General features: G+C 39.3%; 14 protein-coding genes. 4 read left to right on the top strand and 10 right to left on the bottom strand.

Annotation, left to right across the window (positions count from 1 at the left end; genetic code table 11):
• Positions 1 to 23: 23 nt before the first annotated feature.
• Both BM146_RS04340 and BM146_RS04345 read left to right on the top strand, forming a co-directional pair.
• Positions 24 to 806: a response regulator transcription factor gene (locus tag BM146_RS04340; RefSeq protein ID WP_074884889.1), complete on the top strand. Its 783-nt coding sequence runs from the start codon at positions 24 to 26 to the stop codon at positions 804 to 806.
• Positions 803 to 2620 (top strand): cache domain-containing sensor histidine kinase, encoded by a 1818-nt coding sequence (locus BM146_RS04345; protein WP_074884894.1) that lies wholly within the window; start codon positions 803 to 805, stop codon positions 2618 to 2620. Before BM146_RS04340 ends, BM146_RS04345 begins: the two co-directional genes overlap by 4 nt.
• Here BM146_RS04345 and BM146_RS04350 read toward each other — a convergent pair.
• The 7 genes from BM146_RS04350 to BM146_RS04380 all read right to left on the bottom strand — a co-directional run bounded on the left by BM146_RS04350 (position 2537) and on the right by BM146_RS04380 (position 10809).
• Complete coding sequence (locus BM146_RS04350; protein ID WP_074884897.1) at positions 2537 to 3376, bottom strand: carbohydrate ABC transporter permease; 840 nt, start codon at positions 3374 to 3376, stop codon at positions 2537 to 2539. The genes BM146_RS04345 and BM146_RS04350 overlap by 84 nt on opposite strands.
• Positions 3377 to 3380: 4 nt before the next feature.
• Entirely contained in the window at positions 3381 to 4283 is a 903-nt protein-coding gene (locus tag BM146_RS04355) for a carbohydrate ABC transporter permease (RefSeq protein ID WP_074885265.1), read from the bottom strand.
• 73 nt (positions 4284 to 4356) lie between these two features.
• A complete protein-coding gene (locus BM146_RS04360; protein ID WP_074884900.1) occupies positions 4357 to 5742 on the bottom strand; it encodes an ABC transporter substrate-binding protein in 1386 nt (461 codons plus the stop codon).
• A gap of 166 nt (positions 5743 to 5908) precedes the next feature.
• Positions 5909 to 8371, bottom strand: a complete 2463-nt coding sequence (locus BM146_RS04365) for a beta-mannosidase (protein ID WP_074884903.1) — start codon at positions 8369 to 8371, stop codon at positions 5909 to 5911.
• 113 nt (positions 8372 to 8484) lie between these two features.
• Positions 8485 to 9750 carry an NAD(P)-dependent oxidoreductase gene (locus BM146_RS04370; protein WP_074884906.1) on the bottom strand — a complete coding sequence of 422 codons (1266 nt, stop codon included), beginning with the start codon at positions 9748 to 9750 and terminating at the stop codon, positions 8485 to 8487.
• Between the two features lie 128 nt (positions 9751 to 9878).
• On the bottom strand, positions 9879 to 10364 hold the full coding sequence (locus BM146_RS04375; protein WP_074884909.1) for a J domain-containing protein: 486 nt from the start codon (positions 10362 to 10364) through the stop codon (positions 9879 to 9881).
• A 19-nt stretch (positions 10365 to 10383) separates the two neighbouring features.
• Positions 10384 to 10809 carry a zinc ribbon domain-containing protein gene (locus BM146_RS04380; protein ID WP_207649893.1) on the bottom strand — a complete coding sequence of 142 codons (426 nt, stop codon included), beginning with the start codon at positions 10807 to 10809 and terminating at the stop codon, positions 10384 to 10386.
• 262 nt (positions 10810 to 11071) lie between these two features.
• On the opposite strand from BM146_RS04380, the gene BM146_RS04385 reads away from it, so the two are divergent.
• Positions 11072 to 12493: an amidophosphoribosyltransferase gene (locus BM146_RS04385; RefSeq protein WP_074884912.1), complete on the top strand. Its 1422-nt coding sequence runs from the start codon at positions 11072 to 11074 to the stop codon at positions 12491 to 12493.
• 16 nt (positions 12494 to 12509) lie between these two features.
• Positions 12510 to 13427: a magnesium transporter CorA family protein gene (locus BM146_RS04390; protein ID WP_074884915.1), complete on the top strand. Its 918-nt coding sequence runs from the start codon at positions 12510 to 12512 to the stop codon at positions 13425 to 13427.
• 173 nt (positions 13428 to 13600) lie between these two features.
• Here BM146_RS04390 and BM146_RS04395 read toward each other — a convergent pair whose 3' ends face one another.
• From BM146_RS04395 to BM146_RS04405, 3 genes are read right to left on the bottom strand one after another with little or no spacing between them, the layout of a single operon-like run.
• The gene (locus tag BM146_RS04395) at positions 13601 to 14413 is read right to left on the bottom strand and encodes an MBL fold metallo-hydrolase (RefSeq protein WP_074884918.1); all 813 of its coding nucleotides are present in this window, start codon (positions 14411 to 14413) and stop codon (positions 13601 to 13603) included.
• Positions 14414 to 14439: 26 nt separating this feature from the next.
• Positions 14440 to 15123, bottom strand: a complete 684-nt coding sequence (locus tag BM146_RS04400; protein ID WP_074884920.1) for a hypothetical protein — start codon at positions 15121 to 15123, stop codon at positions 14440 to 14442.
• Positions 15124 to 15180: 57 nt separating this feature from the next.
• Positions 15181 to 16125 carry an ABC transporter permease gene (locus BM146_RS04405; protein ID WP_074884922.1) on the bottom strand — a complete coding sequence of 315 codons (945 nt, stop codon included), beginning with the start codon at positions 16123 to 16125 and terminating at the stop codon, positions 15181 to 15183.

Genomic DNA, 16125 nt, shown 5'->3' on the forward strand with positions numbered 1-16125 from the left:
TTTTTAACTTGGGGGAATTTCTGATGGGGCTTTACAAAATCGTTGTTGCTGATGACGAATCAAAAATCAGAGAAGGACTTGTTAATCTTTTTCCGTGGAATAATTTGGGCTTTGAGGTAGTTGCTGATTTTTCAAATGGTCATGAAGTTCTGGATTATCTTGACATGCATAAAGATGTGGATGTGGTTCTTACTGATATTCAGATGCCTGACATCAATGGAATAGAGCTTTCTGAAGCTCTTCTTGAAAAAGATATCCGTGTAATATTCTTTTCAAGCTATCAGGATTTTGCTTACGCAAAGGCTGCTATTACCAATCATGTCTTTGAATACCTCACCAAGCCAATCAAATATGAAGATCTGGTGTCATGCTTCAACAAACTACGGACTGTTCTTGACAAAGAAGCGGAATCAAAAGTTTTTTCCTCACAAAAAACAGAAGCATCCTTCGCACCTTCTACTGACAAAATAGATCTTGTAAAAAAAGTCTTAAAGTATATTGAAAATAATTACAGGAAATGTTCCCTTGAGGAAGCTGCTGGAGATGTCTTTATGTCGCCCAGCTATCTATCAACTGTTTTTAGCAAAGAGACCGGAATCACATTTAGTGAGTATCTGCAAAAAGTACGCATGGAACACGCTTGTGACATGCTAAAAGACCCATCTGTCAAACAGTACCAAATTGCATCGCTGGTTGGATATGATAATCCCAAGAACTTTTCTCGCGCTTTTAAAGCATATTTTGGAATATCTCCACAAGACTATCGCGCCAGGCATTTTTCAAAAACAGAGGACAGTCCATTATGATGCTTCGAAAATTCTTCCTAAAGAGATTAAAAAAATATACTCTGATTCTGTTCCTTCCTTTATTTGCAGTTATGCTGGCAACACTATTTTTCTTTTCCAGAAATCAGATCAACTATATCAAAGTTGAATCTAAATCTTCAGCTGATCGACTTGAAACCAACATAGATCAGCTCTTTTCTGATGTCATATATCAGCAGAGCATCATAACCGGCAATCCCAGTATTATTCTCTCACTTAGAAAAATGCTTACTGATATGACTATGGATTACAGCAACTATTCCATGTTTAATACCATGACCGGGCTTATACGCAGTGTCAACATGGCCAATCCTTATATCATTAGTATCTACTACTATCAGGACGGATGCAGCAGAATATATAGCTCAGAAGATGGGATTGAAGAGATCAGCACTTTTCCAGACAGCACCTTCACCAATTATCTGGGGCGTGCCAATTCGGGTAAAAACTACGTAACTACCAGAAAATACATAACTGATTCCTTTTCAAAGGAAAAAGAAATCCTGACCTTTTATATGTCAATGCCGACAATGAAAGGAACTGCTGTAATAAATATCTCCATGGACAACCTTATATCAAGAATGAACTCTCTTAGGGCCAATCCTTACGAGTCTCTTTTTGCACTAAATGACAACGGAGAGATTCTTTTTTACTCCTCTGACAACGTACGTTTATCTAAAGAAGACTTGTCCATTATCACTAATAAAGCAGCAAACAACAAAAATCTCTCAAAAGAATGGATAAAACTTGGGGCAAAAAACTACTGGATCAGCACATACTACGGCTCCACAACAGACATTTTATATGTATCTCTTATCTCTTCTGATGTTATTTTGGCATCCATGAGAACCACTTTATTTGGATTCCTTATAATATTTGTTGCCGCTTTTGTTGCTGTATTTATTATTTCTTACAGAGTAACCAATGATTCCTTCTCACATATCCAAAAGATCATTGATACTTTTTCAGATGCCGAAAAGGGAATATACCCCGGTGAAATTGATCAAAAAATCAACGATGAGTACGATATCATCCTCATGAACATACTTAAGCTATTCCTTAATTCCACATTGCTAAAAAGTAATTTGGAAAGGCAGCAATTCGAAAAGCAGGTTGTTGAACTTGCCGCACTTCAGCTACAGATCAATCCTCACTTTTTGTCTAATACTCTACAAACCCTTGATTTTGAATCGCGCAAGTTGTCGGGAGGAAAACCTACTCAGCTCAATCGTATCATTACAGATTTATCTGATATTTTGCGCTATTCATTAAGGCCATCAAACACGCTTGTCCCTCTAAAAGAAGAACTTAATGCACTGAAAAAGTATATAGACATCCAACAATACCGCTTTGGAGACGCTTTGGTGTTTTATACAGAGATAGATGATGCAGCTCTAAACTTCTATGTTCCAAGGCTAATATTGCAGCCCATCGTTGAAAACAGCATATCGCACGGAATCCTGCCTTCTAACAGGACCGGATTTATAAAATTAAAAGCTCTTTCAAATGGCGAACGCCTTACAATTAGTGTAACAGACACAGGTGTAGGCATGAATCGTAATGAGCTGCTAAAGCTCCGCAAACAAATAAACTCTAGTAATAACAATAATATAGGTCTTTCTAATGTTAACCGCAGATTGATTCTCACATATGGTCCTGAATCCGCTCTTCACATCATCAGTAAAGAAAAATATGGGTGCAGCATTAGCTTTTCAGCCTTTCAATCCCTGAGTAGCAATGCCTTCAACAAAGTATTTTTGAGCACTGAAGAAGAGAATAATAAGCGGGATATTTGAAACAAATGCCATTGCCATTACCTTATTCCATGGTATTACCGACTCAGCATCTATCGAAAGCTTAAGTGCCAATGAAATCGTGTATTTTTTAGCCGAGTTGATATACAAAAGGGGATTCAAATAGTCATTATAAGTCCATATGAACTGAAAGAGCCCTGCTGAAAATAAAGCCGGTTTCATCAGCGGAATTAGTATCTGTACAAAAGCTTGAAAAGATCCGCAACCATCGATATACGCGGATTCATCAAGTTCTTTTGGCAATCCTCTCATGAACTGTACAAGCATAAACACAAAGAAAGGATATGTTCCAAGTACAGCCGGTGCATAAAATGGCATATATGTATTGACCCAGCCAAAGCTGTTAAAAAGCGCATATCTTGGAATCATTATTACAGCATTTGGCAACATAAGAGTTGATATCAAAAGCATAAATAAAGGTTTTTTCCCCGGAAATTTAAAGCGAGCAAATCCATATGCTACCAGTGAACATGACGCCACTGTAAATATTACAACCGGAATTACAATAAGAAATGTATTTATGAAATAGGTTGAATATGTAATTCCTGCTGTTCCTTTCCAACCTTCGATATAACCGCTAAAATCAAATGAATTTGGTAACAGTTTAAGCGAGCCAAATATTTCCTCATTTGTCTTAAATGTAGCAAGAAACATCCATAAAATTGGAAAAAGCATCAAAACGCCCGCAACTGTAATTATGATATTAGCAATATAATGTCCTATCTTATTTTTCTTCATAGTATTAGAAATCTCCCGCATCTGAATAATACACTTTTCCTGATGAATATCTGAACAGAAGTAAAGTCACCACCATGATTGTGGCGAAAATAACCCAGGATATAGCGCTTGCGTATCCCATTTTGTAATAAGAAAAAGCCTCCTGATATAGCTTCATTCCGAGAAGATAGGTCGATTTTAGAGGCCCTCCTTTTGTTATTACAAAAGCATTAGTAAATGCCTGAAGCGCATTGTTGGTCTGCATTATCACGTTAAAGAAAATAATTGGCGATATCTGTGGAATAGTCACATTCTTAAACTTATCCCATGCGCCTGCTCCGTCTAGATCAGCTGCCTCATAAAGATCCTTGGGAACATTCTTAAGCGCAGCAAGCATCATAACCATAGATGAACCAAACTGCCATATTTCCATCATGCATATGGTGGGAAGCGCTGTTTTTGTATTTCCAAGCCACTGTAGCTTGGGAAGTCCAAAAGCACCAAGAATGCCATTTATTACGCCAGTATCCATGAACATCAATCTCCAAAGAATACAGATAGCCACACTTCCTCCAAAGAGTGATGGTATGTAATATATTGTTCTAAGTCCATTAATGCCCTTCATATCGCGATTCATAAGCATTGCCACTATCAGGGCCATTATTATTTTTCCTGGTACTGTATAAAGCGTGTATATCCATGTAACTTTAAATGAATTCCAAAACTCAGGATCAACAGTAAACAAAGTGATATAGTTCTTCAATCCAGAAAATTTGGGGCTGGACATTATGCTATAGTCCGTAAAAGAATAGTAAAAAGACTGAATAAAAGGTATCAGCTGAAGGACCAAAAAGCCAATAAGCCAAGGTAGGATGTAAATATATCCTTTCAGCTGCCTCCTGTCATGACTGGATATTTTATTTTTCATTTTTAATTTCTCCGTGAATTTTATAAGAAAGGGGCTTCGGATTATTGAAGCCCCAAAAGAATACTGCAGATTGTTATTTTTTGCTATCCAGATAATTCTGGAATAAGATAATGGCATCATCAGCAGCTTTTTCAGGTGTTTTTTCTCCATAAGCAACCTGCATGATCATATCGCTCATAATAGCCATCGGTTCCTCTTCTGTAGAAAGGCCCATTTCATATGTTCCATTATATTTTTGGCATACATCAACTGTCTCTTTTGCTATTCCATCAAGAAGTCCATTCTCTGCGCATACCTTCTGTCCAACTGATGTAGGTGGTACTGAACGAACTGTTCCAAGTATAGCGGCTGCTTCTTCATCATTATAGAAATAGTCAAGGAACATCATAGCTTCCTTTACATGTTCTGACTTTTTGCTCACAACAAGATATTGAGGGCAATTGCAGTAGAATCCATCGTCCTTAGCTCCTTCCATGACAGGAAGATTTGCTGCTGCATAATTAAGTCCTGATGCCTTAACCGCAGGTTCTGCTGTAGATGTATAGCAAAACATTCCAAGATATGAGCCGTTAATCCAATTAGGATCTGTCTGAAGAGATTCATTGTAGGACTCTGTGCTTGATGCTGATGCTATAACTCCGTTGTCATAAAGCGATTTTATATATGACAATGTCTCAACCAACTGGTCTCTGGTAAATCCCATCTCACAGGTTTCATCAATAAAGAATGTATTTCCTGTAAGCTGTAATAAATATGGTCTTAAAACAGCTGTTGTCATCATTGTTGAATCGATTGTAAGAAGGTATTTATTGCTATCAGCTTCGTGAACTTTTTTACCAATCTCAACAATTTTATTCCAATCAAGATCTCCAGCCATATCTTCTGCAATGCCAAGCTCATTTGCAGCATCTGAATTATAAATAAGGGCTGTCCCCGCAAGACCTGTAGGAAGTCCGTACTGATGTCCATCAAAGTATCCATTATTCTCAAGGAACTCTGCCTCAAAATTTGATAGATCTATAACGTCTGAATAATCGTTAAAATCTTCAAAATAATCAGCTCCTGAGCTTACAAAACCTGGCATCCAGCCAACACCCATCTGTATAATATCAGCTTCTGTTCCTGCTGATAGCTGAGCTGTAAGCTTCTCCTGGTATCCATCTGATGAGCCATACTCCGGTTCAATCGTGATATATGGGTACTTTTCCTGGAACTTATTAATAACAGCTATAGTAGCTTCTGCTCTTTCATCTCCACCCCACCACATAAATCTGAGTGTCACAGGGCTCTGGTCGACATTTTCAGAACTCTGAGTTGCAGCATCATTTGCTGCAGTTACCTGAGATGTTGTACTTGTGTTCTGACTTTCATCAGTTGCAGCAGGAGTCCCTGTTCCACAAGCTGTTCCCATTGTTGCCAAAATTGATGCCATCAAAATTGAAACTATTTTTTTCTTCATATCTAGCATCCTCCCTTCTCTATGATCAAATTCTAAATCAGGCAGGCCTTGGTTTGAACTTCATAGAATTTTAATAGGGTATCCTAGTTTTCGAAATATTTAATAAAAGGTATCATTTTATCAAATTTCAAATAAAATGATACCTTTTGCAATTATTTATGTATCACTAATGTATATCATAAACACTTCTTACTTTCAGCTCATCCGTCTGGCCTCTCTTAACTTTTATGATTCTCTGTCCCGGATCCATATCAAAAAAGTTATCTTCAAGGACAAGATCATCATTCCTGTTTCTGATTTCTACATTCTTTGCAAAAGTTTTTGCCTCAACCATCAGCTCTTTTTCAGAAACAACCGTTATCTTAAGATCAGGATCTTTAAAACGGAAATACTTAGCAGGAGCAAAAAAGGCCGTTCCTGCAGATATAATCTTTCCTCTCTCTTTTATTCTGAAAGATACATAATTCGAGTATATGTCGATTCCTGGAAAGCTCACTTTTTCCTGCCAGATCGCAGACAGAGCTGCAATCCTAATCTCTTTAGCATCCCTTGTTTTAATTTCCTGCCTTTCAGGACTAATCATCTTCCCGGCTGCATCCCTCAATTCCCACTCCAAAGTCAGTTCTTTGTCGCTCATTGTTTCATTTGAAATATTTAGTCTTATCGAAGGCGTAAAATCAGTTTTTTCTGAATTGACTAAAATCCCCTCGGATACAGTACTTGTCTCCTCACAGCTCACCAAAACCGGTGAAAAGAACCTTTGAGCATAGTAATGAAGTGCCTTCCATCTGCCATAATAGTCTATTGAAGACCAGCTTATAACAGGCCAGCAATCGTTAAGCTGCCAATAGATGGCGCCCATACACCTTCCGCGATTTCTCCTGAAATGCTCAACTCCGTATCTGATCGCTTCCCCGGCCAAAAGCTGGGATGCATATGTCAGAACATCAAAATCACATGGATATTTAAAGGTTGACTGCATATACTGCATGATCTTGGCGTTAGCAGAGCTGTTTCTCTGGTGTTTTTCCATATTATAGGAAAAGAGATTAAAATCCTCCTCCTTCTCCATGACTTTTTCTAAGGTCTTTCTTGATGGAATTGACTGAAAACCAAATTCAGAAAGATATCTGAAGAAATGCTTTCTAAACTCAGTAAATGGCTTATTACTGTGCCATACCTCCCAATAATGTACATCACCCCTGCTATCGTCATTCGGATTGTCAAAGGAGCCTCCTGAAGATGGGCTTGAGGGCCAATAAAAGGTATCCGGAGCATATTCATGAATCCATTTTGGGAAAAGATACTCATACATCTTGATGTAATCAGCCTTTTGCTTATGCGTCTTTACCCAGACACCTTCTTTTACAAACTGCTCCATCTCATTATTTCCACTGATAAGCCCAAGACAGGCATGGCCTTCGATTCGCCTTATGTTATCTTTTATTTCCTGGTGTATATTATCTTCAAAATTCTCATTCAGATCATAGACGGCACAGGCAAACATAAGATCCTGCCAAACAATAAGTCCCAGCTCGTCACATATATCATAGAACTCATCTCCAGGGAAGAATCCCCCTCCCCAGACTCTTATGGAATTAAAGTTCGCCGTTTTGCAGTCTTCTAAAAGCTGCCTTGTCCTTTCCGGCGTAATTCTGGATAGGTAGTTATCCTCCGGAATGTAATCAGCGCCAAGAGCAAAGATATCAACACCATTAACGCAGTGTGAAAAACTCTCACCCCACTGGTCCTTTTTTCTGGTGATGGCCATAGTTCTAAGGCCAATGCGCTTTGTGACTTTATCGGTAATCTCATCTCCTGCCCTTTGTATTACGGTAACAGTATAAAGATTCTGCTCCCCAAAGCCATTTGGCCACCAGAGCATTGGATCCTCAATAGGAATCATCTGCCCTTTATAGTTATTTATTTCTTTTTCATCTCCATCCGGCGAAGTAATTCTCACATCATAGCTGATGTCTACATTGTCTGTTATTACTTCATCATCTATATACAGGCATAGATCTACTTTTCCTTCTGAGTGTTCCTGATGGATTCTTACATTGTCTATTTTTGCCTTTTCAATCCCAATAAGGCTTACAGGCCTAAAAAGTCCGGCATCTGGGATTCTTGGGCCCCAGTCCCAGCCAAACATATAATGTGCTTTTCTTATGTTGGCAAAGCCCACCATTGCATCCTCAGAGCCGTCGCACTCGCACTGTTTATATGCTTCTCTTATATATTTTGTTGGAGAATGGAAATATACTTTAAGAGAGTTCTCTTTTTCCTTAAGGCTTTGTGTTACATCAATCCTGTAAGTCCTGTGCATGTTTTCTGCATGCAAAATAGTCTGATCATTAAATATGATATCTGCAATAGTGTCTATTCCTTCAAATACCAGCTCTTTTTTGTCTGTGGCAAAAACATCCTCATCACAGTCAAAGCTCGTCGCGTATTCAAAGTCCTCTTCCATCACTTCAAGGGCATATTTTTCATTGTCACCCACAAACGGATCCGGAATAACCTTGTTCTCCTGTAACGTACTCAGCACACTTCCAGGTACTGACGTATCATAAATCGTGTTGTCCTTTATTCTCTTTATAGTCCAATCAGATATTACTGTCTTTTTCACGCTATATTAGTCCCCCTATTGCAGTAATCGCTATAAACATTAAGGAAATTATATCACGTACTCTTTTTAAATAAAAAAGGAAACATACCATATTTGATATGCTCCCTTAATATTCAATCCTTGTTCTTCATGTATTTATCCATATCTTCAGCAATCTGCTTGGATACTGCAACCGCAGCCACTACAGTCTTAGCTCCTGTAACCACATCTCCTGAAGCAAATACTCCGGGAAGTGAGGTTTCTCCTTTTGAATCTGTTGCAAGATTACCTTTTTCATTTAATTTCAGGTCCTTATCATGATTTACCAATCGGTCCTGAGGCACCTGAGAAATAGCGATTATTATGCTGTCTGCAGGAATGAGATGCTCCGAATTTGGAATAACTTTAAATGGAGTCTTTTTCAGTTCCTCTCCCTTAGCCTTGCTTGCTGCTATCTTCTCTTCATCGGGCTCCATATCGCTAAATACTGCCCCATCGTCTTCTATTCTGACAATGGCTTTACGGAACTCAAACTTAACTCCGTCAACTTTGGCATATTCATATTCTGCCTCAGAAGCGCCTACTGAATCGCCCCTCACATATACAACAACCTCTTTTGAACCATGTCTTATGGCAGTTCTGGCTACATCCATAGCCGCGTTTCCGGCGCCTATTATGGCTACCCTGTCACCAAGCTCGTATACATCAGGGTTGTTGAGATAATTTATCGCATAGAATACATTGCCAAAGGTCTCACCAGGAACTCCAAGGCGTTTAGGCTTCCATGCACCGGTACCAATAAATACGCTCTTATAGCCGTCATCAAGAAGATCCTGTATTCCTGTTGAACCTCCAACGGAGAAATTAGGTCTGAACTTGATTCCCAGCTCGCGCATTTTTTTATAATATCTGTCTAATATTGATTTCGGCAATCTGAATTCCGGAATCCCATATCGAAGGATTCCGCCAATCTTATCGTGTGTTTCAAAAACAGTTATGGAGTATCCCTTTAGGGCAAGAATAATAGCAATTGTTATTCCTGCGGGGCCTGCACCTATTACAGCTGCCTTCATGCCATTTGAAGGAGCAGGATTAAGTTCTAATCTCTCAAAACAGGAATCGGAAATGTAATTCTCAATTGAAGAAATATGAATAGGCTCTCCCTTAATACCCCTTACGCAATTGCCTTCACACTGATTACCATGGTTACATACCAAAGAACACACCATTGAAAGCGGATTGTTCTCAAAGAGCATCTGAGCTGCTTCCATCATACGATTTTCCTTAAAAAGACGTATCATTTCAGGAATATTTGTATGAATAGGGCATCCATTTTCCCTGCATCTGGGATTTGGACATTGTAAACAACGATTTGCTTCATCAATAACGTGCACAGACATATAATACTCCTCCATTTTTTATCACTTTGTTCAAGTAATACATACGATTATGTTATGTTAATTTATATCACTTGAACATATGCTAGTGTAAGCGCTTACACTAGCAAAAATGTGGAATATCATGAACATTAAAAGAATAGGAATAACCTAAAGAAAAATGACAAAATCTGCAGGATAATAAACCATCTAAAAACTTTAAACAACAATGATCCGCCATAAACCGGTGTTCTGTTCCAGCCCGACCAATTATTCCAGGTATTCCAACTTTCATCAGGCCTGCCATAATTCCTGTTAAAATCTGCATTTGTCCACTGCCAATAAGTACCATAGTTTTCAAAAGGATTCTCCTCCTGACTATAGGTCCTCTCCTGCGATTGTGATTGAGACTGAGTTTGTGACTGTGAATATGCATATGTACTTCTGTATCTCTCAGCACCCGGTCGTGTAAGAATATCATATGCAGCGTTTATCTCATTCATTCTTTTAGCTGCAACTTCATCTCCCGGATTTAAATCCGGATGATACTTCTTGGCAAGTCTTCTATGTGCTTTTTTTATCTCTTCTTCCGAAGCTCCGGGACTAATCTCAAGAACTTTATAAGGATCCATTACCATACCGTTTCCTCCATACTGATCAGGTCTTTTTGATAAATCTCTCACCACACTTAGGACATCTTATTTCAATGCGTCCTTTGCCCTTTGGTACCCTGATCTGCTGATGACAGCTCTTGCATAAATAATATCTGCTGACAGAACGGTCTCTCCACTGAAGTTTTGCAAGATTTGCATATCGTCTTGGAACCTCTGTGAGCTGCAGGAATTTCTGGTTCTCAGCATATCTTTTTGAAATGTTTTTTGAATAAATCCTAAAGATCGTATATGCGAATAATGCCACCCAAATGAAGTAAATTACTGCACTTTGAGCAAATATATTGATCACGAGCATAAGAATCGCTAACGCATTGCATGTCCTTGCTAAATTATCAAAGCCATTTCTTCCGTAAAAAAACTGTGCCATTTTATACATCATCTGATTACTAAACTGTCTGAATCTATTCATAGTCATGCCTTTCTCTCTATAAAGATTTTAAATTGAGGTTTCTCAATTATCATCCTATAATATCACCGCCAAAACAAACATAACAGCTTTTGCAAAATCAATTAGTTTATTTTGCAATTTTTGTTATGTACAATACTACTCCTTAAAACTTAATTCAAGCTAAAGATAACTTGCTCATGAAAAAACTTTCCACTAATCCCCATGCTTGTGATATGATACTTTCCGGAATACATATTTAAAACTCATATTCTAGGAGGTTTCCATGGGAGGATTTTTTGGAGTAGCATCTCGTGAGAGCGCAGTTTTTGACTTGTTTTACGGAACTGACTACCACTCACACTTAGGAACCAGACGCGCCGGAATGGCCGTTTATGACAGCAAGAAAGGATTTGACCGCTCTATCCACAATATCGAGAGGTCATATTTCAGACCAAAGTTTGAAGACGATATGCTCAAAATGGAAGGGCATCTTGGTATCGGAAGTATTTCAGATTTTGAACCCCAGCCACTTATCGTAAGATCACATCACGGAACATATGCCATCACTACTGTTGGCAAGATCAACAACATCGAAGAAATAACCAAGAAGCTCTTTACCGACAATCACTCACATTTTCTTGAAATGAGTGGCGGTGATATCAACCCTACAGAGCTTGTTGCTTCTATTATCAATCAGAAATCTACAATCGTAGAAGGTATTCGCTACGCTCAGGCTATAATTAAAGGATCTATGTCTCTTCTTCTGATGACACCGGAAGGCATTTACGCTGCAAGAGACCGCTATGGTAGGACTCCTGTCCAGATTGGGCATAAGGACGAAGGGTTCTGCGTCTGCTTTGAAAGCTTTTCTTATTTAAATCTCGGATACACCCATTATAAAGAACTTGAACCTGCTGAAATTGCATTTATCACACCTGAATCTGTAGAAATCGTTGCTCCGGGAATGGGTGATATGAGAATCTGTACCTTCCTCTGGATTTATTACGGATTCCCAGCATCAACATATGAAGGTTTAAATGTAGAGAGAATGCGTTATAATTGTGGCAGTAAGCTCGCTCAGCGTGATATGCAGCGTGGCATCCATCCTGATCTTGTTGCAGGTGTTCCGGATTCTGGCGTTGCCCATGCTATTGGCTATTCAAACACTTCAGGAATCCCCTATTCAAGACCTTTTGTAAAATATACAGCTACCTGGCCAAGATCATTTATGCCAACTGTTCAGTCAAGACGTGACCTTATAGCTAAAATGAAGCTCCTCCCGGTTAACCAGCTCATTAAAAACAAGAGCCTTCTCCTTATAGATGACTCAATCGTAAGAGGAACACAGCTTAGAGAAACCACGGAATTCCTGTATAAGAGCGGTGCAAGCGAAGTTCATATTCGTCCTGCCTGCCCTCCTTTAATCTATGGCTGCAAGTACCTTAACTTCTCCCGTTCCAATTCAGAAATGGAGCTTATCACAAGACGTGTGATTGAAAAGCTTGAAGGTTACCCTTCTCCAAACGAGGAAACTATTAGAAAATACACCGATCCTGATTCACCACAGTATGAGGCAATGCTTGAAGAAATCAGAAAAGAGCTGAATTTCACTTCACTTCATTACCACAGACTGGATGATATGATCGAAGCTATACCGCTTGAGCCATGCAAGCTTTGCACATACTGCTGGAGCGGAAAAGAATAACTATCTGGAGAGAAAAATGTATTATTTGATAAAGAACACTTTAGAAGAATGTAGCGCAGAACAGTGCCATGACGCAGATTCGCCCTATGTTGCGATCCTGACCCCTGAGCAGTGGTTGGAACAAAATGAGAACTTTGACATGGGTATTGATTTTGATATGAACAGCGATGATATTCTTACCACTAAAGCCGATGTCAACTATGATTCTCTTACAGGAACGTTTTGCCTGCCGGTACAGTCAACCGGCAGCGAAACGCCAGAAAGCTTCTCTTTTGCTCTTGATGAAACCGGAATTGTTTTCATTGATCAGGGTAAAAGCGCTTTGAATATTGTAAAACGCATTAAACAGAATAAAAAATGGCGCAAGCCCTCTCTTGAGAGATTTCTCTATGATTTCCTTGAACAGATCATTCATAACGATCTGCAGCTTATGCAGCTTTATGAACGTGAGCTTAATGATATAGAGAAAGAAATCATGGAAAACGCTGAAGACGCCCATATGCAGCGCAACAACGAAATCCGCGGTGACATAAGAGATCTTCGAATCCACTATGAACAGCTACAGGACTTTGGTCAGGAGCTGGAAGAAAACGAAAACGGATTTTTCAATGAAGAAAACCTGAGATACTTCCACATGTTCTCAAACCGGGTTGACAGACTTTATGATGCTGCAACTCATCTTCGTGACTATACCATACAGCTAAATGACCTATATCAGTCACAGCTTGATGTTAAGCAGAACCGCATCATGACAGTCCTCACAGTGGTTACCACTATTTTCATGCCTCTTACACTAATAGCCGGATGGTATGGTATGAATTTTAAATATATGCCTGAGCTTGAATCCCGTTTGGGCTATCCTGTCATCATCGGACTGAGTATCCTTATTGTGGTAGGCAGCCTGACATTCTTTAAAATTAAGAAGATCCTGTAAAGTCCCATAAACAGTGACGATGCCCTGTCCTAGACAATCGGTGCAGCAATGAGTATTTTCTTCTATAAATTTGGAAATTGTAGAAAAAAAGGGATCACCATTTATGCCTAAAATAACAGGCCCTTGTTCACTGATGTGACAAAGGACCTGTTTTAATATCTTGTGTTATTTAATTACATGGCAGTTACAACAATCTCTTCCATGACTTTGGGGATCAGGTTCTTCAACCTTTCCCCATATTTTATTTCAATATAATCACAAAACTCTTTTGGATCAGCACTATTGTCCGCAAACATATCCCAATGTCCCGGGATGACAAGTCCTGTCTCGCAATCACCTGCAAAATCTGCCGCCTCCTGATAGGTCATATTACCTATGCAGTTTCTCCTGTAACGCACTGAATCACGCCCGTTTATAGGAAGAAGCTGGGCATCTATTTTACCAAATGCTTTAACCTTGCCCAGCATTCCCTCGTAGCGGACCGTATCACCTGCATGATGTATCCTTACTCCATTACCTTCAATTATGTACTGAAGATGCGGATATAGCAAAGATTCCGGATCCTGCTCCAAAAACTCGTGGGCAGCTGCAACAGCAGTTATTGTCACATCTCCCACTTTTATCTTTTCACCATCATTAAGCCCTAGCGCATTATCAGCACTAATCCCATCCGCAAGAACGCTTTCCATATTCTTTCTGGGAAAAACAAACTTCGCCATTGGGTTGGTTTTAGCCCATATTTTCCAGGCTTCATGATCTATATGGTCAAGATGATCATGAGTCCCCAAAAAAGCTGAAATTCCCTCAAGTTCCCCGGCCGGAACTGGCGGCTCAGTCTGTCTGGAAGGATCCGGCGTTGCATAATAATCTATGCAAAGCACTGTATTCCCCATCTTTACAATAAGCCCCATCTGGCCCATCCACCACAAAGAAGCTGTTCCCTTTGGTGTATTTGTATCTAAAATTCTTTTTACCAGTTCATTCATACCTACTTGCCAATACCTTTTGAATATTATTGAATATCATCCACTCTGTCCACTGTAAACAGGCAAGGAATAACTAGGAAATTGCTTCCTCTGCCCTTCTCACGATCAAAATGAGATTCCGGGTCAGCTTTAAGCCAGTCATTTATGACAACAGACTCCTCGTCCACCCCTTTGATATTCACATTATTTCTGGGTTCTTCATAATATGAGAAAAGAAGATTCTCATGAAGTGATATATATGCATACTTATCCCCCTTGAGAAGTCCTTCATTCACTATTGCAGTGTGATGCATTACATATGACGGAAGTTTTTTAGGAAAAACAAAAGCTATTCGCCCTACACGTTCTTTTTTATCTTTAGTTCGCTCAAATTCCCACTTATCAAGATTTTCTTCCGGAATATGGTGATAATACACATTTATCATAGGTGCAAAATATCTGTCACCATCCTCTTCAGGCCATGGCTTTAAATATGGCTGGATATCATACATGTACTGATCCACTGAAAGGTATGGTTCGCTGTAATCGTCAACAATCTCTTCAACATAAAGAAATCCCATGCTATTATATTTATAAAAAGAGGCATTGCAAACTCTGCCATCTCTTATAAGCTTTTTAAACTGATCCTGGCATCTTTCTATAATGTTATCCGGCAAAATATCTGCTGTAAGCAATTTAAAACTGCATCTGTACTGTGAACGTCTGATCATTATAATCTCCACCCATTCTATATAGTTTTTGTCCCTTTATTTACTATATCCTTTTTTTCACCTCTTGTCTTTATCAATTGACTCCAAAAGAAAAACTGTAAGGATCACATAGACCACTGTCCACATCAAAAGCCACCCCCAGCATCTTAATACGATTTCCGGGTCAAAATCATAATCATGATTTTGGTTTAACTCACCAGTCTTCAGCAGAAGATCATCCCTCATATTATTGGACTCTATTTCCCTGAAAACGGTCAAAAGAGGCTTTTCTCCTTCAACTTCCACATCCTTCATCTTTAGTGCGCTGTTCCACACGCTTACCATTGGAAGCGAATTATACTCCCCCTGCGCGCAGAGGGCTGTCAGTCCCCATTTGGTAGCTGTCAGATTAGTGAGCGGCATAGCTTCCTGCGGCAGGTTGAAAAATGCTCCTGAAAACAACAGCTGTACGATCAAAAGAAATGGCATTATAGTCATGGCTGTTGTAGTCGTTTTGGCAAAAGCTGAGATCAAAAGTGCCAGCATATCTGCGCAATAAGTTATAAGGAAAAGTGTCAGCCCAAAATCCACCACTGCCCAAGGTGTTATCAGGCTTTTATGCGGTATTTCCACTCTCATGAGCATACATACGCCAATTGTTATCGCAACCTGTAGTATGCACAAAAATGCCTGATATATCATGTGTGCAGCAACGTAGGCGCTTATGTGAAGTCCTGATCTGTGTTCTCTTTTTACTATAGTTCTTTCCCTGCAGATAACCTGAATTGAGTTAAAGAATCCATTCCAGATACATATACAGGAAATAGCGAAGGTCCCCATAAGAGTCCCTTCCATGGTCTTGTAAATATTCTGACCTACAGAAAATGCGACAAGCCCTGCGATCACTGCCGCCATGGGCAGAACCTTCCAATCATTTTGGAATAAAAACATTCTGAAGAACTTTCCAAGATAAATAAGTGTCTGGAAAAACCTTCCTCTATGTCTGACTTTGTATTCTTTCAT

Origin of the sequence: Butyrivibrio proteoclasticus (assembly GCF_900115735.1) — a bacterium.
In the GTDB taxonomy this organism is placed as follows: Bacteria; Bacillota; Clostridia; order Lachnospirales; family Lachnospiraceae; genus Butyrivibrio; species Butyrivibrio proteoclasticus_B.